The sequence below is a fragment of the Enterococcus rotai genome, from assembly GCF_001465345.1.
Taxonomy (GTDB): Bacteria; Bacillota; Bacilli; order Lactobacillales; family Enterococcaceae; genus Enterococcus_L; species Enterococcus_L rotai.
This window is the reverse complement of sequence record NZ_CP013655.1, coordinates 797,771-824,216: the sequence shown is the minus strand read 5'-3', so window position 1 is coordinate 824,216 and position 26,446 is coordinate 797,771. Positions and strand designations below refer to the sequence as shown.

Here is a 26,446-nt window from a genome sequence, read left to right as displayed (position 1 = left end):
GAAAATTAAATTTTTTTCTATGTATTGCGGATGAACTTTCATTAAACTATAATCTAGTAAGTAGCTTATTAAAGAAAAAGATAAGCAATGAGGTAGAGAGGGTCCTGAATAATGAAAATAGGTATTCCAAAAGAAATCAAAAATGGTGAAAATCGCGTAGCATTACCAGCTTCTGGAGTTTTAGATATCATTAAGCATGGTCATACGGTTTTTGTTGAAACGAATGCGGGCTTAGGAGCGTCGATCCATGATGAAGAATATAGCGCAGTTGGCGCTACAATTGTCGCATCTGCTCAAGAAGCTTGGGCGCAAGAATTAGTTTTAAAAGTAAAAGAACCATTAAAAGAAGAGTATCAATATTTAAGAGAAGATTTGGTTTTATTCACTTATCTTCATTTAGCAGCTAATAAGCCATTAGCCGAAGAGTTGATGAGACGTAAAACAAAAACAATCGCATATGAGAGCGTTCAATTAACAAATAAAGAATTACCACTGCTAGCACCAATGAGTGAAATTGCTGGACGCCTAGCAGCACAAATTGGTGCTCAGTTCTTAGAAAAAGTTCCCGAAGGAAAAGGGATTTTACTAGGTGGTGTGCCAGGGGTAAAAAAAGGAAAAGTAACAATTATTGGTGGAGGAATCTCAGGTTGTAATGCAGCTAAAATAGCCTTAGGTTTAGGTGCAGATGTCACAATTTTAGATGTAAACATCAAGAAGCTGCAAGAAATCGATAATCAGTTCAATGGAGCGGTTAAAACGCTTGTTTCAAATCACTTCAATATCCAAGAATCAGTAAAAGATGCGGATCTTGTGATTGGGGCTGTCTTGATTCCAGGACGTAAGGCGCCAGTTTTGGTGACAGAAGAGATGGTGGTTTCAATGCCGGAACACTCTGTAATTATTGATATTGCGATCGATCAGGGCGGAATTTTTGAAACGATCGACGAAGTGACCACGCATCAACAGCCGACTTACGTTAAACATGGTGTAGTTCATTATGCTGTAGCAAATATGCCAGGGGCAGTTCCTCAAACAGCGACTTTTGCTTTAGCTAATGCGACATTACAGTACGTACTTGAGCTAGCGAATAAAGGATTTGAACAAGCAGTAGAACAAAATTCAGCATTATTAGCAGGTGTTAATACGTTAAACGGTGCGATGACGAACCCTGCAGTTGCTACTGATTTGAATTTGCCTTTTTCTTCAGTTCAGTCAGTATTATAAATAGTTAAATTTATTAGGAGGATATGCACTGCCATGACAAAAAAAGACTCGTTACATTTAATTGAACGTTTATCAAATGCTTCTGGCGTCTCAGGTTTTGAAGACGATGTAGTAGCAATTGCCAAAGAATTTTCAGCTCCGTTTGCTGAAGTTAGTGAAGATCATATTCGTAATGTTTATATGCGTGTTGGTGAGCACAAAGCGGATAAACCAACGATTGTATTTGATGCTCATAGCGATGAAGTTGGCTTTATCATTCAGGCAATCAAACCCAATGGCACATTACGCTTTTTACCTTTAGGCGGTTGGGTGGCCAATACAGTACCTGCTCATCGAGTAAGAATTAAAACATCTGATGGCAACGAAGTGCCAGGAATCATCGCCAGTAAACCACCACACTTTATGACAGATGAACAACGGAAAGAAGTCCAAACGATTGATGATATGGTGATCGATGTAGGCTGTACTAGTGCTGAAGAGGTTGCAAACAAACTAAATATTGCAATTGGTGATCCAGTAATTCCAGATGTCTCTTTTGAATACCTCCAAACAACGGATGTGATGTTAGGGAAAGCATTTGATTGCCGTATCGGTTGTGCTTGCTTACTTGAAACACTCAAGGAACTATCAGAAAAAGAGTCGAAATTCAATCTGATCGGTACGATGACAGCCCAAGAAGAAGTTGGTGAGCGTGGTGCAACGGTAGCAATGAATAATGTTAAACCTGATTTAGCGATCGTGTTTGAGGGTTGCCCAGCGGATGATACATTTTCAGAAGAATATATGATTCAATCTGGTTTAAAACGTGGACCAATGCTCCGAAACTTTGACGTTTCAATGATCACGAATCCACGCTTTCAGCGCTTTGCCAAAGAGACTGCCGAAAAATATGGTTTACCAATGCAAAGTTCAGTCAGAAAAGGCGGAGGTACTAATGGCGCTATTATCAATTTGACCAACAAAGGGGTACCAGCTATTGTGATCGGAGTGCCAGTTCGTTATGCACATACTCATTATGGATATGTCGCTTATGAAGATTATGAAGCCGCACGTCAATTAGCTGTCGCTATTATCAATGATTTAACAGAAGCTATAATCGAAAGGTTTTAATGCTAAAAAAAGAAATTGGGGGAATGATTAAAATGAACATGAAAAAGTGGGCGTTAACAACAATCGCTACAAGTGCATTAGTTGTATCATTGGCTGCTTGTAGTACAGGGAGCAAAAAAGAAGAAGCAACTGGAGATAAAAAACAAGTTTTAAAAGTATTGGAAAGCGCAGAATTGCCAACGATGGATATTTCTCAAGCAACAGATGTTGTCAGTTTTTCAGCAATCAGCCAAGTAATGGAAGGGTTGTATGAGTTTGCGGATGACAGTACTTCGGCACCAGCGATTGCAAAAGAAGTCGTTGCACCAACAAATGATGGAAAAAAATATACCATTGAATTACGTGATGATGCAAAATGGAGCAATGGAGACCCAGTAACTGCAAAGGATTTTGTGTACTCATGGAAACGTACAGTAGATCCAAAAACAGGTTCAGAATACGCTTATTTATTTGATGGATTTGAAAACTACAAAGCTATTTCTAAAGGAGAAAAGCCTGCTGCTGATTTAGGCGTCAAAGCAGTAGATGATCATACTCTAGAAATCAATTTAGAATATCCAATTCCATATCTATCATCACTTTTGGCAAAACCAACATTTTATCCATTGAATGAAAAATTTGTTGAAGAAAAAGGCAAAGATTATGGTACAAACAGTGATAACATGATCTATAATGGTCCCTTTACTCTTGCTGATTGGGATGGAACTAGCATCACATGGAATTATATGAAGAATGATAAATATAGAGCAGCCGACAAAGTTAAATTGGACGAGGTCAATGTTCAAGTAAGTAAGGAAATCGGCACAAATGTCAACTTGTTTAAGGCTGGCGAAACAGATATTGCGCCAATCAAAGGGGAATATGTCGATCAAGAAAAAGAAAATCCAGAATTGGTGACACGCATTTATCCATCAACTTCTTATTTACAATACAACACTGAAAATAAAGTTTTTGCGAATAAAAATGCAAGAAATGCAATCACAAAATTGATCAATTCAGATCAAATTGCTAAAAACATTTTAAAAGATGGTTCAATGGCAATTGAAGCATTTGTTCCTAAAGGGATTGCTAACCAAGAGACAGGGAAAGATTTCGCTGAAGAAGCAGGTGCTTTGATGAAAACGGATATCGAAGGCGGAAAAAAACTTTGGGAAGATGCGAAGAAAGAATTAGGTGTGGACTCAGCATCCATCACGTTATTAACGTCGGATACAGACTCAGCGAAAAAATTATCTGAGTACGTTCAAGGGTTGTTGACAGAAAATTTAAGCGGCTTAAAAGTAACCATTTCAAGCGTACCATTTAAAAACCGTTTAGATCAAATGAGTAAAGGCGACTTTGATGTAGTTTTAGCAGGATGGGCAGCAACATATGCTGATCCATACGACTTCTTACAATTGTTTAGAACTGGCGGCGAACAAAACTACGGCAAGTTCAGCAATGAAGAATTCGATAAATTATTGACAGAATCAGCAACCACTTACGCTACAGAAAACGAAAAACGCTGGAATACGTTATTAGATGCTCAAAAAGTCTTGATGGAGAATTCACCCGTTACCCCACTTTACCAAGCATCAGAAGCTTTCTTAGTGAATGATCGTGTCGAAGGATTGGTTTATCGCGCAATTGGCGCTCCTTATTATAAGAATGTGTCTTTAAAATAAAAAGTAAAGAAATGTTGAAGAGCTAGTGAAAGACTGCTGTTCAACATTTTTTTGTTCGTGTTCTAGAATATATAATTTAAGTGCAACACTAAAAAATGAAGGGGAAAAAGTCTAGTTATAATTTTGAAGCAGTCTATCACGGAGCGTAGTAAAGAATAGACTAGTTAAATTCAAACAAATAGATGCATTCTCTGAAAGAAAGCTTTATACTAAGACATAATGATATATTTTCTGGAGGAGAAAGATGAATAACAACGATATATTGATTCGCTTACGCTATGCGTTAGATATCAAAGATACAGATATGATCAAAATTTTTGAATTAGGTGATTTAGAAATCACAAGAGATGAGTTACGTGTTTTATTAACAAAACAAAATGAAGATGACGAACTACCACGGGATGCGGTTTGTGATAATCGTACATTAGAGGCCTTTTTAAATGGATTGATTACATTCAAAAGAGGAAAACCGCCTGTAAAAAATGGTGTGGAGCCTAAGCCAACATTTTTGATTACTAGCCAAAGTAACGTGAACAATGTGTTGCTTAAAAAAGTGAAAATTGCTTTAACACTTACAAGTGATGATATGCTGGATGTTTTGAGACTTGCTGGTGTTTACGCTTCAGATAGCGAATTAAGTGCAATTTTAAGAAAAGAAGGGCACCGAAACTACAAAGAATGTGGCGATCGCTATGCAAGAAATTTTCTAAAAGGGTTAGCGATCAAATATCGGGAATAATTTTTATCATGAAAATTATTTCGAATGAAGAATTGTGGGATGGAACTAGACGCTACGACACTAGTTTCATCCCTTTTAATCATACTGTGTAAAAAGACAATGTTTAAGGAGACTTCCGCATGAAAAAAATCGAGCGTATATTAGCAATGATCGTTCTACTTTTAGATAGTGAGGTTGTGTCAGCAGCTCAATTAGCCCAGCGATTTGAAGTGACGAAAAGAACGATCTTTAGAGATATTGAAACAATTGAATTCGCTGGGTTCCCAATTGTTTCACATCCAGGACGTCATGGAGGCTTTTCTCTAGTCAATTCTTTTAAATTGAGAACACATACATATAGTAATGAAGAAAGACAAGAGCTCATTAATGCTCTTAATGTTAACGAAGGATTATTTGGAATAGCTGATCAACAAAATATGATCAAAGAAAAAATCGAGTTATTACAAGGTGATTCACTGAAAGAAAAACGAAAGCACTTTATTTTGGAATCCCCAACGATGCATCGCCCTGAAATTGAAGCGCAGACTAAGAAGAAGATCAATTACATCAATCTTGCATTGAAACAAAATAAAAAGTTACTGATTGATTATGTGGATAACAAAGGTGAGCATACAAAACGATTAATTCATCCGTATGAAATGATGTTGATGAACGGTAGTTGGTACATCCATTCTTACTGTGAGGAACGAGAAGCGTTTAGATACTTTAAAATTACGAGAATACGTCAACTAAAGATACAGAAAACAACTTTTACGCCATCGGACTATAGGAATCAAATGATTGAGGAAGCAGATGGAAGTAAGATTCGATTAAGATTTAGAAAAGAAGATTTAGGGAAATTATATGACTATTACACAGATGATGAGATTCAAGTTACGGATACACATGTAGAGGTCACTATCTACGCTAATCAGCAAAAAACGCTGTTACCATTTTTATTGATGTTCGGTAATGGTGTCCAAGTTATCTCACCGATTGACTTACAAGAAAAACATAAGCAAGAGATAGTGAAGCTATGTGAGACGTACCGAAAAGAGTAACCATTTAGTAGTTATTAAGAGAATGGGGTAAAGCGTTTATGCGCACTTAGAGGATGAGACAAAGGTAAGTTTTACTTTTGTTTCATCCTCTTTTTGTGAGGAAAATTTCAGCCTGTAAAGAGTATCCTTAGTTTGAAGTAAAGCTAAATTAACCTATTATTGAATCGTTGGATAGCATAGGTTAAAGTGGGGGGCTGAAAGAATGGTATACAAATTATTTTATTTAGCAAAAATATCGATGTGAAAAAGATAAAAAACAAAAGATATAAAATAGTATAAATATAGTGTTGATATTAAAAAATCATTTCTTGTTTTTCGGTAAAACAAGAAATGATTGATAAAAATTTAAAATTAATTTGATATCTGAATCTATTCTATGGGTTTGGATATGATAAATCAATAGCGAAAGCGATAAAAAAACGATATAAATTTTCAATTTTTAAGAGAATATTTAAAAAAAATGAGAATTTCGAAGAAATAGTTTACTTTTTCAGAATAAATTTAATGACGGGTCACATATGGACTGTTTTTATGCGCCGTCAAAATCGCCGTCAATAATATAGGAAGGAATTGGTTATTTTGGCTAGAGGAGAAAATATTTATAAACGAAAGGATGGACGCTGGGAAGGGCGTTATCCTAAAGCACGAAAAATAGATGGGACAATTCATTATGGGTATATTTATGCACGATCATATCGAGCAGTAAAGGAACAGTTATTAGACAAGAAAGCACAGAAACCGCTCATTTATAGTGGAGCAGCCAAAGAATTTTACGGCACATTTGGAGAGTGGTCGAACCTTTGGCTGACAGAAATCATGGCTCCAACACTAAAGGAAAGCACTTATGCTAGCTATAGTAAAAAACTTCAATTATACGTTTTACCTATTTTGGGGAAAAGACCTCTAAAAAAAATCACTGCTTTTGATATGGATAAATTGATTAGTCGATTAACAGAAACGTTAGCGGCTAGTTCTATTCATATTGTTTTCCGAATTATAAAAAGCTGTTTTGAAGCGGCAAAAGAAAGAGGCTACGTGTACTTAAATCCTTGTGAACGGACAATTCTACCTAAAATTGAAAAACGGAAAGTTTTAGCTTTAACTAGAGTACAACAAAAAGCAGTGGAAACTGAAAGCGTGAAGGATATAAAAGGGTTGCCTATCTTATTAGCTTTGGAAACAGGGATGCGTATTGGTGAAATTTGCGCACTAAAATGGGAGGATATCGACTTTGAATCATCTATAATAAAAGTTCAACGAACAAAACAACGAATTGCCTTACCAAGTGCAACTGGACAACGGACAAAAATTATTGAAACTATACCAAAAACCACTAATGCTAACCGGATCATTCCGCTTTCTAAGAAAGTAAAGAGTGCATTGTTGCACTGTAAAAAACAATCACACTCTGAATACGTCATAACAAATGAAGGACATTCTGTAGAACCTAGAACAATCAGCTATCGTTTTGAACGAATCAAGCAGAAAATAGGATTAATGAATGTTTCTTTCCATGCGCTCCGCCATACGTTTGCAACACGTTGCGTTGAGTTGGGTGTTAATATTGCGGCAATAAGTTCTTTGTTAGGGCATTCATCTATCAAGCTAACATTAGACACGTACACAAATTCATTTATAGAAGAACAGCGCGCAGCAATAAAAAAACTAGCACTTATCTAACTAAGCCCAAGTTGATTTTAAACCAATTTAAGGGAATAGCACTCCCTTTTTTTCTTTTTTTTATAACGGTTGTTACTTATTTTTCTTTTTCAAATCATTATTTTATGCTTCTGACTTTCGTTTTTTTGGAAAGTTAGAGCTTTTTTTCTTTTTTCATCGCCGTCAACATCGCCGTCAGCGGAACGTCAAAACCTATCCAAACGAGGAATAGCCTTTGTTTATTCTTGTTTTACCGAAAAAACAGAATGAAGAATAGTCATCTAAATACTGATTTTATCTAGTATAAAAAGTATTTATGAATACTGCAAATATAAAGACTAATAATAGGGAAAAATGAATAAAAACATAGACCATAAAATATGGAGGAGAGAAAGATGTACAACATTGGAATTATTTCTTCGAGCACCAAAACGAACCAAGATACATACATAGACGCATTGGAAGAATCAAAATACAATATTTCTTATTTAGATGACAAGTCCAAGTTGGATCTTATGACAGATGAATTAGATGCTTTGATTATTGAAGAAACTGAGACAAAGAATCAAATGAGTGTGATTTGCGAGTCGATTATTAAAGTTCGTGAGCAAAGTTCTGCTTTAGTGTGGATACTATCTGAGAATACAGATAAGTCCACGAGAATTGTATACATGAAATTAGGAGCAGACGGCATTATTAATACATCGATTGATTCGGACGAACTGGTCTTGTTTATTCAAGGGAATTTGAAGCGATACTCTAAAAAAAGTCAAAAAAGCCAGGATTCTTACGAGGAAAAACGCCTCATGGAAACTACTCCAACAAAAAAGCGAGTTGAATTAGTTCCTTCAAATTTTAGTGTCTTGCTAAATGGAAAGCAGGAAGTAAGTTTGACTAAGCTTGAATTTCGAACAATCGAGCTACTAAGTAATCATGTAGGGCAAGCACTGACTTACGAAGAAATTTACAAAAATGTTTGGAACGGCGGAGATGAAGATAAGCAGTATCGGGTAGCGAATATTATATATCATTTACGCAGGAAGCTTGAGGTAGAAGAAAGTGACGAAGAGTATATCAAGACGATTCGTTCGAAAGGGTATATGTTGAATGGCTAAATATATAAGTTAAAGTCTGGGGACTTATTAAAAGTGTAGCAATATTTGATGATTGATTTGTTGTCTAAGTATCAAAGAGGAGTTTAGTATAACTCATTCAATTTGTTTTCTCTTTTCTAGTTAACCTAGTAGATTCTCTAGGTAGGTGGAAAATTGAAATATATATAATTTATTAACACTCATTTTTGAGGAAAGGAGGAAAAGTATGAAAATTAGCAGAAAGATAAAAATCTGTTTGTTGGCGGTAGTATTGATCTCAGTTGTTACGTTTATGGGATTAAAAAAGACAGCTCCTATAAAAGCAAATGAAGAGAGTTATAGTTTGCAAGTAGTAGATACGGACTATAAAGGCACTGGATTTTTAAAAGTTGACTTGGTTATTCCAACGATGCATAAAGAAATACTTCGTTTAACTGCTGAAGGAACAATGCCGATCGGAGATGAAAACTTATTTGATGGGGTACCGACGGAATATGAGAATAAAGTTCTTGTAAAGCAGCCTAAAGATTTAAACAGTGTGGATTTCGATTTTAAAGAAAATGGTGGTAAGTTTGTTACTACATTATTGGTTCAAGTGGATCCAGATACTAAGCTAGATAAAGGCAGTTTCTCGTTAAAAAATGCTGATGGACAAGTCTTAACGTCAACTTCATTTGATGTACCAAAAGTTAGTGATGCTGTAACGTCAGAAACAGAAGTAAATTCAAATACCTTAGTAGAACGTTCATTGATTCAAGCTGTGAACTATGCAGTTTCTCCTTTGAGTGTAGACGTACCAACTCCGAGTAATCCAGTCGATGTAAGTACATGGGAGCAATTTAAAGCAGCTGTAACTGATGGATCTGTTGATTGGATTAATTTGAAAGCCGATTTTTCTGCAACGTCTGCAGGACCAACTGCAACAAGATCTAAAGTTATTAATGGAAAAGATGGCAACGTTACACACTCTATTGATTTTCTGGCTAGATATATCACATTAGGGACAGCTTCACCAGGGAGCTTCATGGCGCTTTTAGATATGAATTATAGTGGTAGTGCTACACCGATATTTCGTAGTAATACTGCAAGCAACAGTGCTAACTGGGAATTGAGAGTAAACAATCTAGCTACTTTGACTGGAAATGCATCAAGTTTAACTAGCTTGGTAAACGGTAGTGTAGTTATCAGTGGTGAAAATAATTTTGTAAGTACAGCAGCTGATTCATTTATAGCCTCTAAAAATTTGAAAATTTCAGATCATGCAAATGTAACCGCAGATTTGGTGCGAGGATTTTATACGACAAGTATTTCTGGTTCATCATTATTAGTTAATGAAGGCTCGAAGGTAAATCTAAAAAGTACTGGTAACTATAATGTAGTTCAAGCAATGAATGTCGCAAATTTTGAAATATCAGGAGCAGACACTGAACTTAATGTGGTCGGCTACGCAACAGGTGGAGCTTCGAGTGATGGGATTTTTCTGGTGAATTCAACTTCTTCAGTTTCAAATGTAAATATCTTAGCTGGAGCTAAACTAGCTATAAAATCATTAGCGCCAACAAGTGGGTCTCCAGCATTCTTTATGAGAAGTCTTGGAGGGAAGTTAATTGTTGATGATAACAGTACTTTAGATATTGAAGCAGAAAGTGCAGATGGAAATAATCTAGTTGCTGCAGTTCGTTTCTATGATGAAGGGAATAACAGTTTCGAAGTCTCCAATAATTCGAAAGTAAATATTCTGAAGAAATCAACGAATAATTCAGGCGTTCGAATGTTTAGTAATAATAATTCAATCATCGTTTCAGGTGGATCAGATTTTCTTTTAAAAAATAAAGGGGACGGTACTCCGAGAAATCCAGGAGCTAATGGTCGCAATCAAGGGATTCAATTTAGGCTGGGAAGCTCTAGAGAGACTAGTTACTTTAAAGCATTAGGAGAAGACTCGAATGTGCTGATTGAAGCGGATTATGGAGCAGCTATTGATTGTAATAGCCAAATGCTTGACGTTGAACAAACCGAGGGTGCTTACTTTGTAGTACGTGGAAAAACGGCTGGATCAAACTATGGAATATTCAGTTCACCAAGTAATACAACAACGTTTAATATGACGAAACCAAAATATTTTGATTTTAGAAATGATTCTTCAGGAGGCGGCTTGATTTTCCAAAATGGTGCTTCTTCGACATTTGTTTTAAATGGATCAGACTTATCTGTTTGGAAGAACGGTCAAAATCTTGATGGAAATCCTAGTTTATCTTGGACTGTTTTGAACGCAAGTTTAAGCGGTAGTGGATTTAGCAATATTGTTTCTACAGATAATCCTGATTTTCAAGGGAAATTTGCTGGAGCAGATGCATATTCAAGGATGACAGCCAATAATCAAAATGCTGTGGTTGACGAATTAAGAGTTCCTACTAATGCAGATAAATATATCTGGGGTCATGCTAGTGTACCTGAAGGTAAAAGTGAAGAAAATCGAGACGCCTATACAGATGAAGTCCATGTACGTGTAAAGGTATATAAAGCGGATGGAACATTAGATTTTGAACAAATAGGAAGTTCTATTGGTGATGAGAACGGAAACGGTGGAGAATCGGTTTATGGCGATGCACCTAGGGCGGGGATTATAAAAATTCAAGTACCCGAGGGAAAGTTTCTAACGAAAGAGCACACAATCAAAGTAGTGGGTGCTTGGCGTGGGTCTAAGAGTGGTGAAGGGACGGAAAGTGTTCACACGAGTAAGCCTGATGAACTGCAAGCACCAGAACGCTCTATTTTAGATGTAACACCACCAGAACCTGCAAAATTGACTGATGTTAACTTAAACAATGCAACAAAGGTTTTAGCTGGAGATGGTTCAGAAGTTGGTGCCACAGTCTATGTATACTATGACAATGGTGATAAGGATACAGGAAACTTGTTAGGTACCACGAGAGTCCAACCAGATGGTAAATGGGTATTTAATTTACCAGCGTATGTTGATAAAGAAAAAGAACTAAGTATCTATCTTGAAGATACAGCCGGAAAACAGTCATATGATTCAAATGGATTGATCAAACCGCCTGTAACAAACACAGATAAAGGCAACATTAATCCGTATCAAGATTATACTTATCATGATGCAGTGTTCAAAGGTGTAGCAAAATATGAAGTAAAAGATATTTTACCGGATACCAATAAAATTGTTAAAGAGTTTACTACAAGTGGACATGGGAATACGTCGGTAGGTGATACATTAACCTATACATTGAATGTAAATAATGCCAAAAGTGCTTCTTATGCCACTACTTTAAGAGATGCATGGATCACTGATCAATTAGCAGAAGGTTTAAAGTTTGATCCAGCAAATGCTGAGGTGAAAATTAATGGAGAGCTTGCTACATCAGCTCAGTTCTCTTATGTAGCAGATACTCGTACGCTTACTGTGAAAATCGGCGATCTCAAATCAACAGAAAGTGCCAAAGTAACGTTTAAAGTAACTGTTCAACAGTCAGCAGTCGATCAGGATATTAAAAACACAGCATATGCGCATGGGTATTCGCCAAGAGAAACAAGTGAATCCTTTGTACCTGGAATCAATGCCAATCCTGAGTATGATATTTATGACGCTAAATCTAATGAAGTTAGTACAGGGGCTGTATTTGGAACATTATCAATCACTTCTGCACCAACTGTAATCGACTTTAAGACACATGTTGCGGGTATGAAAGATACAAGAGTTGAAAATCCTGAGTTAGATAAACCATTGGTTGTTTCTGACAATCGTGGAACATTAAAGCAATGGACATTAACAGCTGCTCTAACAAAAGAAATGAGAAATGTTGATGATAATAGTAAAGTGTTGAGCGAAGCCGTTCGCTACAATACTGGGACAAAAGAGTTTCCACTAACTGGGGAGTCTTTAGGAGTCTTGACGCAGACACATGCAACAGCTGGAGACTATGTTGTTAGCTCTGGATGGGGTCCGGGACATGCGGGCTTGAAACTTGAGGTTCCAGCGGGGAATGTTCAAAAACTTGGACAGTATCAAGGAGAAATAACTTGGAAGTTAGGTCTTACACCATAGAAAGAGGGAGAAGAAAACATGAAAAAAAATATCATACGTTTTACTCGCCTTCTTGTGGGTGTGACAATTCTACTGAGTGTTTCGGCTATGCCTGTTCAGGCAGCAGATAACGGCGGAGCAGTCCAAACTGATGGCGTTGTTGATTTTTATGAAGAAACAATCATCAGTACTACGGAAAGCGACGTACCTAAGACAAAAAATAGCTCTGTAGCACCAAGTCCGACTAAACCGCGTGGCAGGTATCCTTCAACAGGTGAATTGGTGAAGAAAAGTTTAGGAATCAGTGGCTTCGCCCTTATAGTCTTTGTTCTTTTCTACTTTCTTTTGAAAAAGAGAAAAGGTAAAGAAGGAGGGACGCCAGAATGAAAGTGAAACAATTGTTAGTAACTTCCATTTTCTGTTTTTCAATTATAGGGACGAGCCTGATGGTAACCGCATTAGATACACCTACGTATGCACAAGAAAGTCATACTGATGTAGGGGAAATTGTATTTGACGGAGAGTATGAAGCAGGTATTTTTGACCCGGAAAAGCCAGGAAATAAGGTTGATCCCGGTCCGACGCCAAATACAACTGGTGATTTACGTATTGATTTTGTTCCAAAACTATCATTTGGGAAAAATAAAATTTCGAAAAAAGATACAGTTTATCCTGCTAATGCACAATTATTTTTAGGAGACACAGGACCTAGAGGGAATTTTATTCAGGTCTCTGATTATCGCCCAAATAGAAGTGGCTGGAGCTTGCAAGTGCGCCAAGAAACACAATTTAAAAATAATAATACGCTAAACAACGAATTAAAAGGTGCGATGATTTCCTTTGATAAATCATGGGTCAATTCAACTCGTGATTTATCTCAGGCGCCGAGTGTTTCGAAAGATATTATCAAAATTGATAATATTGGTGAAACATATAATTTGGCGGAAGCAAAAAATAATATGGGAAAAGGGACATGGTCGATTGAATTCGGTGCATCGGAAGAGAATTCCAATGCTATGCCGAATACATTAAGTCCAGCCATAGGTCCGGATGGAAAACCATTATTGGATCCAAATTTTGAAAATAAACCCATCTATCAAAACAGTGCAGTAACGTTGTCTATACCGGGGGCAACTAAAATTGATCCGGTACCATACCAAACGGTGTTAACTTGGATAATTTCCGAGTTGCCATAAATAATGAAAAATTTTAGGAGGAAATACAAATGAAAAACACACACAAAATTTGTGGAGCAGCTTTACTAGCTGTAATCGGCTTAGGATTGGCTCTACCAGGGGCAACAAAAGCAGCAGAAAGTGACTCTTTTGCAGGAGAAGGAAATGTAGAATTTCAAAAAGATACAACACCAGATACAATTACACCGCCAGATACTGATGGACCAGTTTTACCTTACCCACCAGTAAATCCAAGTACAGCGGATATGAAAATCGTTGGTATCACACCATTAGACTTTGAAAAACATGATATTTTAACTGATGGTTCATCACCAACGTATGAAGCAAAACCATTTAATGACGCTACTTTTGGTGATATGGAAAACTTTGTAGATTTTAAAGATGTACGTTCAACTACAGACCACACTTACAAAATCTATGGTAAATTATCAACGCAATTTGCACATGCAAACGGAAGCCAATTAAAAGGTGCGTTTATTACTTTTGCTAATACTCGTGTAGCATCTAATGGTACAGCTAATGCGGAAGCTTTAAAACCAGTTGGAGCAGTTACTACTCCTGTTAAATTAGAACCAGCGGCAGATGGATTGGCTGCTGGAGAAAACACATTATTCCTTGACAATACAGATGCGACTAAAGGTTTTGGTCAATACAAACTTGCTTTTGGTAACAGAGCAACAAGTGTTGAAAATATCAGAGAATCTGTAAAACTAACTGTACCTGGTGACAACATGCTTTCAGTAGGTAAATATACGGCTGAGATTACTTGGACTATTAGTGATACTCCGTTATAAAAACGATAAGAATAATTGAATAATTCTGGGAATGAGTTCATCGATGTCATGCATCGATGACTCATTTCTAATTGATTGAAAGAAGGTATGTTCATTGAAGAAACGCGTATTTGCACTTTTAGTTTTATTATACATATTCCTAACAGCTATACTGGCAGGCAATGCTTATGCTGAAGATGCTAATTCCAAAAAAGATATGGGAGGCTTTAACTTTGAGGTGATTCATCCAGAGAATCAAGTTGATAAAAAAACTGGCTACTTTGATTTGAAAATGACACCAGGTCAAAAACAAGTAGTTCAAATCAAATTGACCAATCCTTCAGACATAGAAACAACAATCAGTGTTAAATTAAATGGCGCTAAATCAAATAGTAATGGTGTCATCGAATATGGACCAACCGTGATTGAGAACGATGCATCCTTAAAATATGATTTTGTTGATATCGTGAAAGGTCCCGACGAAGTCAAAATACCTCCAAAAGGAGAAAAAACGATTGACCTAGATATTACGATGCCAGAATCATCTTATGATGGCATTATTACTGGTGGGATTGAAATGCAGAACATCACAAATGAAGAACAAAAACCTCAAAGCGGCTCAATCCTTAACAAATATGCCTATTTAGTAGGAATGATTTTAAAAGAGACCGATACAGAAGTAAAGCCAGAACTATCTTTAAATAAGGTTTATGCAAATCAAAAAAATTATCGCAATACAGTCTTTGTCAATTTTTCTAATACTCAGGCCACTTTCATTGAAGATATGACTGTTGATGTTCAAGTGAGTGGGAAAGGATCAGATCAAGTATTATATGACACTAAAAAGGCAGCTATGAGAATGGCACCTAATTCAATGTTAGATTTTCCAGTTTCGATGCAAGGTGAGCGAATGGTTGCTGGTGATTATTCTGCACATATTATTGTTACGGCTGGAGCAGATCGCTGGGAATGGGATCAAGATTTCACGATTACAGATGAAGAAGCAGACAAATTTAATGCTGAAGATGTCAGTTTATTGCAAGAAAGCAAAATAAACTGGACGTTTATTGCTGGAATCGTTGGTGGATTATTTGTTTTAGTTATAGTGATTTTCTTTATTGTTAGGAAAGTCGGGAAAAAGACTAAAAAGAAAAAGAGAAAGAAACAACCTGGTACAAAGCCATCAAGAAAATAGCAAGGAATCGGAGGATAGATAAGTGAGTATTTTAGATTGGATATTTATAGGTTTGTTTTCGTTCGCTATCCTCTTTTTCTTATTTTCAATCCTATTGCTTTTTTCTCTTTTTTCAACAAAGAAAAAAATTCGCTTTTTAAGCGGAATCAGAAAAAAGAATAAACGAAAAAGGATCAAATTGAAACGAGAACGACGTAGATTAGAAGGAGTATATAAGCGTCAGCTGATTAATGTGATTGTCTTATTAGTTCTTGCTTTTATTTGTGGTGGTGGTTCATTTTATTCAAGGTACTACCAAGCAAATAGCCTAAGTGAGCGCGATTCTGATGCGATTGTACAAGGCTATTATCTTATAGAACAAATAGATCTACAGTTGAAAGAAGCTGAAAATAATGATAATAAAACGAAAATTGCTAATAACATAAAAGAGTTGTCTGGACGTTTGTCCAGTTATGGGAATAGGTTGGCCAATCAACGTTTGACGGTTGAAGGACAAGGGATTTTGAATAAGCAATTTAAAATTATGATGGAATTAGGAATCAATTTAGCAGCACAACAAGAAGATTTTTTGAAAAATCCTGAGAAAATGTCAGAGTTCAACGAAGATCTTGAAAAAGCTAAACTACAGCAAAAGAAAGTATTCGAACACTTTAATATCAATGAAGCAGCATTAAAAAAGAAAAATTAGCTTTAGGTTTAGAGGATTAAAAGATGAACACGAAAATACCTAAAAAAAAATCAGCAAAACCACTTTTGGATTCGAAACGAAAAAGAACCAAAAAAGTTGGGAAAAAGCGAAAAAAGAACCAAATTATTGCGAAGAACCAAAATAGCAGCTTGCATAAAAAGAAGAAGCAAAGGCGAAAGAAAAAAGCCACTTTTGTAAAGATGCTACGAACAACTCTTTTACAATTGATTATTGCGATAATTATTGTTGGACTGATTGTCTATGCCTTGTCTTTTTTTCTATTTTCAGTGCCAAAAGTGTCTGGTTATGCCATGATGCCGGAATTAGCAAATGGAGATCGACTATTTGTAAATAAATTGGAAACGATTAAGCGCTTTGATTTAGTGGTGTTGAAAGCAAACAAACAACGTGATTTATCCGTAAGAAGAGTAATAGGTATGCCAGATGAAGATATCTACTATAAAAATGACCAACTATACATAGATGATACATTTCAAGTAGAACGTTATTTAGAAAAACCACTAAAAGATGCCCACCAAGATTCAATGTTATTGACAGGTGATTTTACCTTGAATCAAATTTCTGGAGCAAAAAAAATTCCTGAAAAAAAGTATCTTGTACTGGGAGATAATCGCCGATATTCAACGGATAGTCGAAATTATGGTTTAGTCGAGGACACAGACATTATTGGCGTAGTGCGTATGAGATGGTTACCGTTGCAGTCTATGAAAAGTTTTTAATGCTAAGTTTGATGTGGGGATATGCACTTGAAAAATGAAAGACTACCTAAGCAAAAAATAAATAAAAGAAAAAAATCTTCTAAGCAAAAATTGAATAAGCGTAAAAAAAGATGGGGTAAAAATGTGGTAGCTAATCTATTCTTTGTATTTTTTACAGTACTTTGCTTGATTATGCTGTCTACAACCCGTACTCATTTAGTTGATGGAAATTCCATGCTACCAACTTTTGAAAATCGAGATCGAATGATTGTTTCGAAGACCACTAGAATTGAGCGTTATGATGTAGTCACGTTCGAACCGAAAGACCAAAGGAGTAAATCCTATGTGAAACGTATTATTGGTCTGCCTGGTGATGCCATTTGGTTAGATGGAACCAACTTGTATTTGAATCATCAATTGCGTGAACCTGTGAACAGTAGTGGAAAAACAGTTAATCAGACAGATATCCCAGATGGCACTCTTAAAATCAAACTATCGCAAGGTATTGCGCGTTCTTTAGAAGGGTTAGCGAGGATTCCAGAAAAGAAATATTTTGTTTTAGGCGATAATCGCAATAATTCTCGAGACAGTCGTACTATAGGATTGATTGATGCGGATCAAATAGAAGGCGTTGCAGTATATCGTTATTATCCATTTACACGAATGGGGAGGATTCATTAAATTAGGTGAATCAACAATGTTTTGACATTTTTAAAAGGAGAAGATATGAAAAAGAAGATACAGTCTATTTTTAAGGCGAATGGTATAATGGTCGTTTTGAGTTTTGTTTTGCCAATAGTGCTGATGGGAGCAGTTTATTTATCCATTGGAATTTATCCAGGGAGTGAAAGAAGTGTGATGGCTAGTGATTCTTTCACTCAGTTATCGAATTTTTTTGCTAGTTACAATACAGCTGTAAAAGGAAACGAAAGCATCTTTTATACGTGGTATGCTTCATTTGGATTGAATTATTGGACATTCATTTCATATTACCTAGGTGGTATTTTTACGCCATTGATTTTACTATTTAATAATCAACAAATTCCAGATGCCTTATACATTTTGACCTTATTCAAGATTGGTTGTTCTGGAACTGCCTTTTATTTTTTTAGCAGTCAGACGTTCAAAATCCCGAAATGGGGTCATTTATTATTTAGTATTTCATATGCGATGATGAGCTTTACAATCGCTTTTTCAGAGATGTTGATGTGGCTGGATACATTTATTTACCTGCCGTTGGTTATTTTGGGCATACATCGTTTGATGGATCAGCGTAAACCGAGTCTTTTATTTATCAGCTATTTTCTGCTGTTCATTACCAACTTTTATATGGCATTTATCGTAGGATTTTTTTCATTCTTATATTATTTTGTCCGTTTATTTACGAATAAAGCAGAGTATGGTAGAACATTTTTTTCCTACTTACTAACGTCTTTATTAGCTGGTGGTGCGTCAATGGTAGTCATTCTTCCAACAATTATTGATTTGAAGAATAATGGGGAAGCCTTGACAACATTAGAGGAATTAAACACGCAAGGGACGGGCTCGTTTGATATGATCATTAAGAGTTTTGTCGGAGTATACGATACCACTATGACTAACGGTACACCCTTTGTTTTCGTAGGATTGTGGTCATTACTTCTATGCTTATATTATTTTACGACAAAAAAAGTCTCCGTCAGAGACAAAATCTGTTATGGCCTGTTGTTTGTTTTTGTCATACTAAGTTTTTATTTTGAACCGTTCAATTTATTTTGGCAAGGAATGCATGCACCAAACATGTTTCCTTTTAGGTATAGTTTTGTTTTATCTTTTCTGATCTTGTTAGTTGCAGGATATGCATGGGAAAAAGTAGATAGTAGTACGTTTGATTCTTTTTTGAATGTTGCAATTAGTTTGATCGTGGTATTTACTTTAGCAAAGGTTGTTACCTCTTATGAAGAGGCTTACTATTATCTAACGATTATTTCGTTTGTGGTTACTTTAGCGTTGATTTTTCTTTATTTGGGGTATGTTTACATGATTAAAAAAGGCCATTCATCCATGCTTTGGTTGGGAATATTCATGGTTTTGGCAGTGTCTAGTGAGTCGTTTTTTAATGCACATCAAATTGTTCATGGAATTTCCAAAGAATGGACGTACTCAAATAAAAGCAAATACACAGGTCCTTATCCACACATTAAAGAATTGGTCGATTCAACCAAAAAAACAAACAGCAGTTTTTATCGGATAGAGTCGTTGGATCCTGTTACAAAAAATGATAGCTTAACATATGGTTATAGTAGTGTTTCTATGTTTTCTTCGATGCGAAACAGGCACTCTTTATCTTATTTACATGATTTAGGCTATCGTTCATGGGGAACTAACTTACAAATTTCTTATGCGAACAATACGATTTTAATGGATACGATTTCTGGGGTCAAATACAATTTAGCAAAGGACGACCCGATGAAATTTGGATTTCATAAAGTAGGTGACAGCGGAGAGTTTACTCTTTATGAAAATGAGTATGCAATGCCGATGGGTGTGATGACGAATGACCGTTTATACGAAGAAGGAGTGGTCAAAAGTCAAACTTCGTTATTTAACCAACTGTCTGATAAAGAAGAAAACTATTTTTCTTTTATAAAGCCAACGATACTTTCAAAAGAAAATGTTGAGATTGAAACTGAAGGTGAGAAGGTTCGGTATTCAGAAGAGTTAAAAGATGAAAAAAAACCTAAGCAGATAAAATGGGGAGCGAATATCCCAGCAGGATATCAAGCATACTTTAGCTTGAATCCAATAAACTATAAAGAAATAGCTACTGCAACGACAACTCTAACAGTTAATGGGATCAGTCGGACGACAAAAATTAATTCTACAGGACAGTATTATAATCTAGGTTATTTTGAAAAGGATACTGAGATTGAATTTTCAACAAGTTTCAGTGGATCGCAGGCCGTGGAGTTTTTTGAGCCAGACATTGTGTTATTAGATAGTCAAGTTTTTGAAAAAGCTGCTAGAGCCATTCAGAATAAAGGTGTTGATTTTAATGTAATCGGGCGTAAGGCAAGTACCATTGTTGACTTGGAAGAAGCGGGTGTTTTATTTACAACTATTCCATACGACAAAGGTTGGAAAGCATATGTGGATGGAGTGAAAGTCGAAATACCTCGTTTTAAAGAGGCTTTTCTAACTGTGCCACTTGCAGTTGGTGAGCATGAAGTTGAATTTGTGTTTTTGCCTGCCGGTTTATTGACAGGGGCAGGGGTGACCTGTTTCAGCTTTGTTGGATTTAGTGTGTATTTATATTTATTAAAAAGAAGAGGTAAGGATCCTTTTTATAACAAACAATAAGTAGCAAAGAATTAATGGGACTGGGTTTTATGAAGGAGTACTTATGGAACAAGAAAGCTTGATTGAAATTAAAAAATCGAAAATAAGTAAATATCAAACCTGGCTATATATAAGTATTTTTTTATTGCTGAGTATCTTTATGATTTATTCATCTCATATTCATCAAAACGTGTTGTATTCTGGTGATGATATTCAATTTCATTTAAGTAGAATAGAGGGCTTAGCTGAAAACCTACTTCATCAAAAATGGTTTCCCAAAATCAATTTCTTTTTTCTATATGGTATGGGCTATGCATCGCCATTATTCTATTGTGAGTTGTTTTTATACCCAGCAGCTTTTTTTAGACTGATTGGTATATCTGTTACCCAGAGCTATATCTTATATCTGATACTTATTAACTTTTGTACTTTTTTAATCGCATATTTTAGTTTTAAAAAGGTAGATTCTGTTCGGTGGAAGGCTTTCTTATTTGCCTTTTTGTATGGGATGTCATCTTATAGATTGAGTGATTTAACAGAGCGAGCTGCTCTTGGAGAATTATTAGCCTTGATGTTTTTACCAGTAGCATTTTTGGGGATTTATCAAATCGTGAAATGTGAGCGAGGACAGTGGATTTGGTTATCAGTAGGGATGAGTGGCTTGATTTTGACGCATGTTTTAACAGGGCTTATTTTCTCTATTTTTATTGTTTGTTATCTTTTATTAAATGTTGAATCATTAAAAAAAAGATCTGAAAAATTAATAAGTTTGTTTAAAGCAGCGGGATTAACAATTTTTCTCACATCTTTTTTTATTTTTCCGTTGTTAGAGCAAGTGATGAATCAGCGCTTCATGTTTCAAGAAAAGCCAGTTACTTATTTGAGCGACAATGCAAGTACTGTTTTAAATTATTTAGGAATTGCATTTAGAAATAATGGTTATAATAATTTAGGTTTATTCGTGATAGTGGCACTTGTTTTTTTAGGAAGTATGTATAAAAAGTTAGAACAAGTAAATCGACAATTGATTCTTATCGCAGCTGGCTTTGCTTTTCTAAGTACAGATTTTTTTCCGCATAAAATATTTGACCAAAGTATTTTTAATGCATTGCAGTTTCCCTGGAGGTTCTTCTTAGTGGTTACTTTATGCGTTTGTTGGGTTTTTGCTTCAAGTTGTGATCAATTTTTTTCGGGAAAAATGACTATCTTTCGATTTGTCAGTGGTGTGATTATCGGTGTTTGTGTACTGACAGCTGCTCATGGTGTATTTCTTCCAGAAGAACAACGTGAAGTTTCTTATGATCGTTTAGAAAATATACAGTCTAATCATTTAGGTTGGGGGCAAGAATATGTACCCAGTAAGCTACAGTTGAGCCAAGTAATTGCCGAACCTAGAAAAATAAGAGGCCAAGCAGATATCGCGTTGACTGATGTTAACTGGGGCTATGGTGAGGTGCAATTTGATTATGAAACTACCAAAGAGTCAAGTTTAGTTTTACCTTATCTTTATTATAAAGGATATCATGCTGTCGACAGAGTGCAAGATAGAGAAATTCGAGTAAATAGTAGTTCTACATTTCCTGGATTAGTAGAAATTCAATTAAATGGACGTGGTAAAATCCATTTCTTTTATAAAGAGACTGCGATTCAAACCGTATCCCTAATAGTGTCAATTGTGGTTTGGATTAGTTTCGTTACTTGGTTTGTTTTAATGAAAAGAAGCTAGCTGGTAATTGTAAAATGGAGGTAGGTTATGAAAAGAAAAGTAGTGCTTTTATTTATTTTAGTTTTACTTTTTTCAGGATGCTCGAAAGGTAAAAGTGAAACAAAGGCTAAACCATTATCGAATGAAGATATAAGTTTGATAACTTCTGTTAAACAAAAAGGGGCGTTAAGTCAGATGAACTTACCGAACCTTACAGAAGAAGAAGCGAAGAATACATTGGAAGATAAATATAGTCTTGAAATGAATGCATTTCTGACGAAAGCTATGACAAGTGTTGATGATCTAGTTAAAGCAGAAAAAATACAGGACAAGGACCGTAATTATACTATTTTAGCTGAAGAAAATAAATTGACGATTTATGCTGCCCAATACTATGACTTGAAAGGTAATGGTCAAATTCTTCTAGGGCAAGCTGAGGCAACTTATAAGTATGATAAACTCTCACAAAAAATTCATTCTCTAAAACAAAGTATTTTGATTAATTGTACTAGTTTTGAATCAAACGAAGGAAAAAGGTTGGAAGTTTTAGTAAAAAACCTTGCAGAAGCAATGGTACTAACAGAGTCAGATCAAGTAATGAAGCAATTTTCTGTAGAAATAAAAAAATCGGCTGATGAGTTATCAAAAAAAGTTATCTCTATTTATGATGATTCAAAAGAAGCTGAGAAAAAAGCTGGTATAGGTCGTTTAATTAACCTCTCGTTTGATCGAGAAGGAAGATTAGAAGAAGTGTATGCTCAAGTAATGGATTATAGTGATTAGAGAAATCAACACTATAATCATTACTGGATTTTGTTTTAAAAATGGATAGTCGTTTTATAATAAGGTGTTATTTTACTGTTATTTAATTTATTTTTTAAAATTATAAAAAAATGACAGTTTATTTGGTTTTGCCCGCATTTAAAAGGGTTTTTGGTGGTTTTTTTATCAAAAAATTTATTTGATTTATAAAAAAATGGTAAATATATCGTTATTTTATGTGTTAGAATGAAGGTGCTGGAAACGGCAAATACAAAAAAGGAAGAGGTAAAAAAATGGTTAAAATTAAAAATGTTGCTGGAGTTTTATTTTTTGGTTTGTCAGCAGGTTTATTAGCGGTAGCTGGTGGTCAAAAAGCATTTGCTGCTGAACTACTAACAGCAAATACTGACTTAAATGGTTATGCTGCAACGGTAACAACTAAGGCAGACGGGACAAACGTATTGACGACGAAAAAAGGGGAGTATCTTTTAAATGAGAATGCTTCGTTGTATAGTTCAAAAATCATTACGATTACCTTGAACAATACAAAACCAGTTAATATGGGTGCAATCAATGCTAAAAGAACACTTGAATTTCGTGGGAACGGTGAACTGAACGTTAACACAAATCAAGAAGTTGGGATTAACGTTGGTGATCATTTGAAAGCATTCAAATTCACAAAATATGGAAAAGGTCATGTAACGGCAAAGGCTGCTGGTACTGGTATCTTCGTTCATAATGAAATTCAAATGGATGGCGGAACTGTAGAAGGTGTTGGTACTAATTATGGTGTTTATAGTGAAAATGATATTAAACCATACAATGATGCTGTATTAAAAGGAACAAGTAGCGAAGGTACTGGGATTTATGCGTATCGTGATATTTATGCGTGGAAAGGTGCAACGGTTGTAGGTGAAGGAAAAGTTTCTGGCGCTCGTTCAATTATTGCACATATCCAAGCAGAAGGTGCTGGAAGTTCCATCACTGGTATCTCTACTGATATCAATAGTTCTTTATCTGCATTACATGCGGATAAACAAATGCTGCGTGCTTATAGTGGAGCAGTTGTTCGTGAAGAATACAGAAAACCTACATTTGAAATTACAGAAGATGTTCCAGTATTTGTAACAGACTTTGCAAGCGTTGCTCGTAATATGAAAGATATGAAAAATTACACATGGGTTTCTGAACCTGATAATGTCTTTTTAAATGGACAAGGTGGTTTATTGGGAGACATCTCTAAAGGCACTCCTAAGGAAGTTAAAATCATTGGTTCACGTCAAGAAAGCAAATTGCACAATAAAAATGAAGTAAGTCAAATAAAAACAAATGGTAAACATGAAGTGATTTTTTCAGAAGCACCAACAGGATTTACAATTCCAGTAACTACAAAATATTGGATTCATAATGAAGAAACAAATGAATTTGTTTTATATGATGAAATTGAAAGACAAATCGATATAAATACGATGTTCAAAGTAAATGATTATCCATATACATTTGGACCAGATGATGAAGTCAGTTTGGAAAAAATCGATAAAGATGATTTCTTAGTTATTAAAAGTGATGATGAATATGTGGTGAATTATTACTACAGAGTCGACTTTGCTTAAGTGGCATAGCGCCTTAAAACGTTAGATCAAATATTGGAAATCCTAGAGGGGATGAAACCTTCTAGGATTTTTTTGTATTTTCTGAAGCAGATATAGGGGCTAAATTATAAAAAAAGTATATAAAAATAACGATATCGCTAAAGATAAGAATGGTAGGGAGGATTCCACTTTTTTGTCGAAAAAATCGTCTTAAATAAATAAAAAAAATATAAAAAATAATTTAATATAAATAGTTGTGATTTCATAAATGTTTGAAGGGGAGGAAGTGAAAGAAAAACAAGTGCACATTAAACAGGTATGATATTTACGATATAAATTTTATTTATAAAATAAAATGAAAAAGATAAAAAGATAAAAAGATGGTGAAATCATGCGGATTTTTTTAGATGAAGTATACGACAGAAGGATCAATGTCCTAAGTTTTGTAGCTAACAGGAGAAAGGAAGTAAGTTTATCAGAAATAGCAGAAGCAACCAACTTTTCAAAGAAAACAGTTTCACTTATTATTAAACAATTCGAGCAAGAGTTAACTGTTTCTAAAGAACGGTTTGAAGTATCCTACATACATAATACGGTACAAGGCGTATATGCGAGTAATATTGATTTAGTCAGTATTAGTAATAAATACTTAAAGACCTCCATTCTCTATAAAATGATCAAGCATATTTTTCTGATGGAACGAATCGATGCGATAACATTTTGTGATTTAGAATTTATCAGTCCAGCAACTTTCTCACGTAATCGAAGTAAACTTCAAAAAATATTAAATCAATGTGGGTTAAGTTTGACACGAATAAATGAGATCAAAGGAAGCGAGTTACGAATTCGAAATTTCTTTTTTCTGTTCTTTTTCAATGCGTCAAACACATGGGACTTTGATCAAGCTAGTTATAGTGAAATGAAGGCTTATTTTAGTGAGAGAATACAAGGCTGGGAAAGCTTAAATTGTATAAGAAAAAGACAAGTATGTTTATTACTCTTTATTTGCAACGTTCGTATCAGTCAAAAAAAAGTGGTGAAAAAATCTATCTTGACGTCTTTATCTGAACGATTTCAGGATGGAATGTACACAAAAGTATTTTCACCTAAAGAAAAATCGTCCAGAAAAACTATCTTGGGATGAAACAAGCGCTGCTTTACTATTGCTGTATAAAGAACGTTTAGTGGATGGAGAAGTATTTGTAATCGAAGAACATCAGAAATTTTTCAATGAGGAAAATTTCAAATTAGTGAAATATAGCCATCTGTTAGCTGAAAAACTGATCGAGACGTTCTTTCACGGCAATAGCACTCCGATGGTTTATTGGAAACTTAGAAAAGAGCTCGATATGATGCACTTGTTGATGGAGACGTGTTTCATTGATCCAAAGCTGTTTTACTATATTTATGATGAAAAAAACTTCTTTTATGCAGATCCAACAGAAAAAAAATCCAACAGAATATTCAGATGGTCATTGAAAAACTAATCACGAAAACAGAATATGGTTCTTTTTTTAAAGCAATCAAAAAATATACATCACAAGAAACATTGACCGATTATATTTACCTCGTGACATATACAATTTTAGTGAAATTTATGCAAGTTGATTTCCCTAAAGTACGTATTCTAATTCAAAATTCCAAAGTATTCGTAGGTCCAATCATATCGCAGAAAATTGAATTACTGTTTAGTGACAAGATAGAATTTGTCAAAAACCAACAGGGTTCTCCAGATATTATCGTGACAGATATCGAGCTAACAGAAAAGAACAGTAAAGCCAAAGAAATATTCATCTCTTCTTTTTCAAACAGTTCAGATTTGGAATTGTTATTGGAAGAGATTGGGAAAAAAATCATTGAACACTACGATGATCGACACCTGTATTTAGGATAGAGTAGTGATAGTTTCAATCACGATAGTTG

At 35.2% G+C, this 26,446-nt stretch carries 22 protein-coding genes; all 22 read left to right on the top strand.

Annotated elements, in window-relative coordinates:
- The first annotated feature begins 111 nt into the window (after positions 1-111).
- The 22 genes from ald (at position 112) to ATZ35_RS16765 (ending at position 26,417) form a co-directional block, all read left to right on the top strand.
- Positions 112-1,224 carry an alanine dehydrogenase gene (gene ald, locus ATZ35_RS03930; protein WP_208929586.1) on the top strand — a complete coding sequence of 371 codons (1,113 nt, stop codon included), beginning with the start codon at positions 112-114 and terminating at the stop codon, positions 1,222-1,224.
- A 33-nt stretch (positions 1,225-1,257) separates the two neighbouring features.
- Entirely contained in the window at positions 1,258-2,334 is a 1,077-nt protein-coding gene (locus ATZ35_RS03925; protein ID WP_208929585.1) for a M42 family metallopeptidase, read from the top strand.
- A 38-nt stretch (positions 2,335-2,372) separates the two neighbouring features.
- Positions 2,373-3,998 carry a peptide ABC transporter substrate-binding protein gene (locus ATZ35_RS03920; RefSeq protein WP_208930419.1) on the top strand — a complete coding sequence of 542 codons (1,626 nt, stop codon included), beginning with the start codon at positions 2,373-2,375 and terminating at the stop codon, positions 3,996-3,998.
- Between the two features lie 244 nt (positions 3,999-4,242).
- On the top strand, positions 4,243-4,737 hold the full coding sequence (locus ATZ35_RS03915; RefSeq protein ID WP_208929584.1) for a YehS family protein: 495 nt from the start codon (positions 4,243-4,245) through the stop codon (positions 4,735-4,737).
- 119 nt (positions 4,738-4,856) lie between these two features.
- Entirely contained in the window at positions 4,857-5,777 is a 921-nt protein-coding gene (locus ATZ35_RS03910) for a helix-turn-helix transcriptional regulator (RefSeq protein WP_208929583.1), read from the top strand.
- Positions 5,778-6,356: 579 nt separating this feature from the next.
- Positions 6,357-7,457, top strand: a complete 1,101-nt coding sequence (locus ATZ35_RS03905) for a tyrosine-type recombinase/integrase (RefSeq protein WP_208929582.1) — start codon at positions 6,357-6,359, stop codon at positions 7,455-7,457.
- Positions 7,458-7,831: 374 nt separating this feature from the next.
- Positions 7,832-8,551: a winged helix-turn-helix transcriptional regulator gene (locus ATZ35_RS03900; RefSeq protein ID WP_208929581.1), complete on the top strand. Its 720-nt coding sequence runs from the start codon at positions 7,832-7,834 to the stop codon at positions 8,549-8,551.
- Positions 8,552-8,756: 205 nt separating this feature from the next.
- A complete protein-coding gene (locus ATZ35_RS03895) occupies positions 8,757-12,596 on the top strand; it encodes a pectate lyase-like adhesive domain-containing protein (RefSeq protein ID WP_208929580.1) in 3,840 nt (1,279 codons plus the stop codon).
- Between the two features lie 18 nt (positions 12,597-12,614).
- Entirely contained in the window at positions 12,615-12,962 is a 348-nt protein-coding gene (locus ATZ35_RS03890) for an EF2685/EF0750 family sortase-dependent surface protein (protein WP_208929579.1), read from the top strand.
- On the top strand, positions 12,959-13,771 hold the full coding sequence (locus ATZ35_RS03885) for a WxL domain-containing protein (protein WP_208929578.1): 813 nt from the start codon (positions 12,959-12,961) through the stop codon (positions 13,769-13,771). Before ATZ35_RS03890 ends, ATZ35_RS03885 begins: the two co-directional genes overlap by 4 nt.
- Positions 13,772-13,800: 29 nt before the next feature.
- On the top strand, positions 13,801-14,565 hold the full coding sequence (locus ATZ35_RS03880; RefSeq protein ID WP_208929577.1) for a WxL domain-containing protein: 765 nt from the start codon (positions 13,801-13,803) through the stop codon (positions 14,563-14,565).
- A gap of 94 nt (positions 14,566-14,659) precedes the next feature.
- The gene (locus ATZ35_RS03875) at positions 14,660-15,739 is read left to right on the top strand and encodes a WxLIP family cell surface protein (protein ID WP_208929576.1); all 1,080 of its coding nucleotides are present in this window, start codon (positions 14,660-14,662) and stop codon (positions 15,737-15,739) included.
- A 22-nt stretch (positions 15,740-15,761) separates the two neighbouring features.
- Positions 15,762-16,427: a hypothetical protein gene (locus ATZ35_RS03870; RefSeq protein WP_208929575.1), complete on the top strand. Its 666-nt coding sequence runs from the start codon at positions 15,762-15,764 to the stop codon at positions 16,425-16,427.
- A gap of 23 nt (positions 16,428-16,450) precedes the next feature.
- The gene (lepB, locus tag ATZ35_RS03865) at positions 16,451-17,167 is read left to right on the top strand and encodes a signal peptidase I (protein ID WP_208929574.1); all 717 of its coding nucleotides are present in this window, start codon (positions 16,451-16,453) and stop codon (positions 17,165-17,167) included.
- 21 nt (positions 17,168-17,188) lie between these two features.
- A complete protein-coding gene (gene lepB, locus ATZ35_RS03860) occupies positions 17,189-17,827 on the top strand; it encodes a signal peptidase I (protein WP_279614919.1) in 639 nt (212 codons plus the stop codon).
- 45 nt (positions 17,828-17,872) lie between these two features.
- Positions 17,873-20,485 carry a YfhO family protein gene (locus ATZ35_RS03855; RefSeq protein WP_208929572.1) on the top strand — a complete coding sequence of 871 codons (2,613 nt, stop codon included), beginning with the start codon at positions 17,873-17,875 and terminating at the stop codon, positions 20,483-20,485.
- Positions 20,486-20,528: 43 nt separating this feature from the next.
- The gene (locus ATZ35_RS03850) at positions 20,529-22,190 is read left to right on the top strand and encodes a putative glycosyltransferase family protein (protein WP_208929571.1); all 1,662 of its coding nucleotides are present in this window, start codon (positions 20,529-20,531) and stop codon (positions 22,188-22,190) included.
- A 27-nt stretch (positions 22,191-22,217) separates the two neighbouring features.
- Positions 22,218-22,952, top strand: a complete 735-nt coding sequence (locus ATZ35_RS03845; protein WP_208929570.1) for a hypothetical protein — start codon at positions 22,218-22,220, stop codon at positions 22,950-22,952.
- Positions 22,953-23,224: 272 nt separating this feature from the next.
- Entirely contained in the window at positions 23,225-24,544 is a 1,320-nt protein-coding gene (locus ATZ35_RS03840) for a carbohydrate-binding domain-containing protein (protein ID WP_208929569.1), read from the top strand.
- 370 nt (positions 24,545-24,914) lie between these two features.
- Positions 24,915-25,667, top strand: a complete 753-nt coding sequence (locus ATZ35_RS16775) for a helix-turn-helix domain-containing protein (RefSeq protein ID WP_244148209.1) — start codon at positions 24,915-24,917, stop codon at positions 25,665-25,667.
- Positions 25,603-26,010, top strand: coding sequence for a hypothetical protein (locus tag ATZ35_RS16770; RefSeq protein ID WP_244148208.1), 408 nt, complete (start codon positions 25,603-25,605; stop codon positions 26,008-26,010). Before ATZ35_RS16775 ends, ATZ35_RS16770 begins: the two co-directional genes overlap by 65 nt.
- Positions 25,992-26,417, top strand: coding sequence for a hypothetical protein (locus tag ATZ35_RS16765; RefSeq protein WP_244148207.1), 426 nt, complete (start codon positions 25,992-25,994; stop codon positions 26,415-26,417). Before ATZ35_RS16770 ends, ATZ35_RS16765 begins: the two co-directional genes overlap by 19 nt.
- The last annotated feature ends 29 nt before the right edge of the window (positions 26,418-26,446 follow it).

What these genes read in the sequence shown, in the direction of transcription:
- ald (WP_208929586.1), top strand. Translation starts at nt 112, where the DNA reads ATGAAAATAGGTATTCCAAAAGAAATCAAAAATGGTGAAAATCGCGTA.
- ATZ35_RS03925 (WP_208929585.1), top strand. Translation starts at nt 1,258, where the DNA reads ATGACAAAAAAAGACTCGTTACATTTAATTGAACGTTTATCAAATGCT.
- ATZ35_RS03920 (WP_208930419.1), top strand. Translation starts at nt 2,373, where the DNA reads ATGAAAAAGTGGGCGTTAACAACAATCGCTACAAGTGCATTAGTTGTA.
- ATZ35_RS03915 (WP_208929584.1), top strand. Translation starts at nt 4,243, where the DNA reads ATGAATAACAACGATATATTGATTCGCTTACGCTATGCGTTAGATATC.
- ATZ35_RS03910 (WP_208929583.1), top strand. Translation starts at nt 4,857, where the DNA reads ATGAAAAAAATCGAGCGTATATTAGCAATGATCGTTCTACTTTTAGAT.
- ATZ35_RS03900 (WP_208929581.1), top strand. Translation starts at nt 7,832, where the DNA reads ATGTACAACATTGGAATTATTTCTTCGAGCACCAAAACGAACCAAGAT.
- ATZ35_RS03895 (WP_208929580.1), top strand. Translation starts at nt 8,757, where the DNA reads ATGAAAATTAGCAGAAAGATAAAAATCTGTTTGTTGGCGGTAGTATTG.
- ATZ35_RS03890 (WP_208929579.1), top strand. Translation starts at nt 12,615, where the DNA reads ATGAAAAAAAATATCATACGTTTTACTCGCCTTCTTGTGGGTGTGACA.
- ATZ35_RS03885 (WP_208929578.1), top strand. Translation starts at nt 12,959, where the DNA reads ATGAAAGTGAAACAATTGTTAGTAACTTCCATTTTCTGTTTTTCAATT.
- ATZ35_RS03880 (WP_208929577.1), top strand. Translation starts at nt 13,801, where the DNA reads ATGAAAAACACACACAAAATTTGTGGAGCAGCTTTACTAGCTGTAATC.
- lepB (WP_208929574.1), top strand. Translation starts at nt 16,451, where the DNA reads ATGAACACGAAAATACCTAAAAAAAAATCAGCAAAACCACTTTTGGAT.
- lepB (WP_279614919.1), top strand. Translation starts at nt 17,189, where the DNA reads ATGCACTTGAAAAATGAAAGACTACCTAAGCAAAAAATAAATAAAAGA.
- ATZ35_RS03855 (WP_208929572.1), top strand. Translation starts at nt 17,873, where the DNA reads ATGAAAAAGAAGATACAGTCTATTTTTAAGGCGAATGGTATAATGGTC.
- ATZ35_RS03850 (WP_208929571.1), top strand. Translation starts at nt 20,529, where the DNA reads ATGGAACAAGAAAGCTTGATTGAAATTAAAAAATCGAAAATAAGTAAA.
- ATZ35_RS03845 (WP_208929570.1), top strand. Translation starts at nt 22,218, where the DNA reads ATGAAAAGAAAAGTAGTGCTTTTATTTATTTTAGTTTTACTTTTTTCA.
- ATZ35_RS03840 (WP_208929569.1), top strand. Translation starts at nt 23,225, where the DNA reads ATGGTTAAAATTAAAAATGTTGCTGGAGTTTTATTTTTTGGTTTGTCA.
- ATZ35_RS16775 (WP_244148209.1), top strand. Translation starts at nt 24,915, where the DNA reads ATGCGGATTTTTTTAGATGAAGTATACGACAGAAGGATCAATGTCCTA.
- ATZ35_RS16770 (WP_244148208.1), top strand. Translation starts at nt 25,603, where the DNA reads ATGGAATGTACACAAAAGTATTTTCACCTAAAGAAAAATCGTCCAGAA.
- ATZ35_RS16765 (WP_244148207.1), top strand. Translation starts at nt 25,992, where the DNA reads ATGGTCATTGAAAAACTAATCACGAAAACAGAATATGGTTCTTTTTTT.